At 47.6% G+C, this 1,066-nt stretch carries 1 protein-coding gene; it reads right to left on the bottom strand.

All coding sequences use genetic code 11. The features are described from left to right. Positions 1-542: 542 nt before the first annotated feature. Positions 543-1,066 (bottom strand): pilin (locus AC1D1P_RS24140; protein ID WP_477674763.1); only part of this gene is annotated, 524 nt, incomplete at its 5' end.

Raw genomic sequence — 1,066 nt, 5'->3', positions numbered from 1 at the left:
ATTGAACGCTTCATAAAAACTCCTTGGTTAAAAAAACTAGCTCAACTGTTCAGCAGTTTTTGTGCCACGTTAAAGAGCCCTCTTTTTCGTGATTTTCGGGCCGTAAAAGGCTGCCAATTTACTTTTTTGGCTCACGCCCCTAAATTCAACGACATTTTTGTCAACTGATCCGCAATCATTAATTAGCTCATGCAAGCAACCCGRCCTTTTGTCGTTGATTTTGCTGCACTTGCCGCAACCAACCGCACGGTACAAAGTCAGTTGGCATCCTTGCCGTAGCGCTCCATCCAGCCTTCGAATAGTTTTGTGACTCCCTGGCGGGATCGGCTTCCAGGCTTCGGTATGGCGCARCTCTTATGAGTATKCCTTGATGAAATTTCCCTTAACCAAGTGAAAGACCTCTACCACACCAAAGTTTCCGAAATCAAGTTATGGACTCCGTTGATTTATTTACCTTCATACAAAAAATAAAAGCGGCGCGTCGAATGACGCGCCGCTTTACATGCAATACCGAACTGCTGTTTCAGGCAGCAGCGCAGCAATTAACCCCTGCAAGAACCTGGCAGGTATTTAGTAGGTGTTGGAGTTGACGTGGTAGGACCACAAATCCATTTGAAGATGGTTGAACCGACATCGGTGTTGACAAGTGCCGTGGTTGAATCCTTGAAAGGAACCAGCTGGATCGATGTGGCGGCTGCATCCTTCAAGTCAGCAACGTTTTGCGTGAGCACCGTGATTACACCGGCATTGTCTGTTTTGATGGAATAAACATATTTCGTTGGTGCGCTTGCGGCGGTACCGGTGCCGCTGGAGTTCTTTTCACAGCCCCAGTTATTGGCGCTTGGAAGATTCGAACTGGCAGCAGATTGCACGGTTTCCGTGATGCTGGTACGGCACTGTGATGCAGCCAGGATCACTTCAGACACTTTTGCACGAATGGTGTAGTCCTGATAGGCAGGCAGAGCCACCGCAGCCAGGATACCGATAATCGCCACGACGATCATCAATTCGATCAGGGTAAAACCCTTTTGGATTGAACGCTTCATAAAAACTCCTTGGTTAAAAA

The sequence above is a fragment of the Polaromonas sp. P1_E1_2 genome, assembly GCF_056406035.1.
Note: the sequence above shows the minus strand (reverse complement) of the source record. Positions and strands in the feature narration are given on the sequence as shown.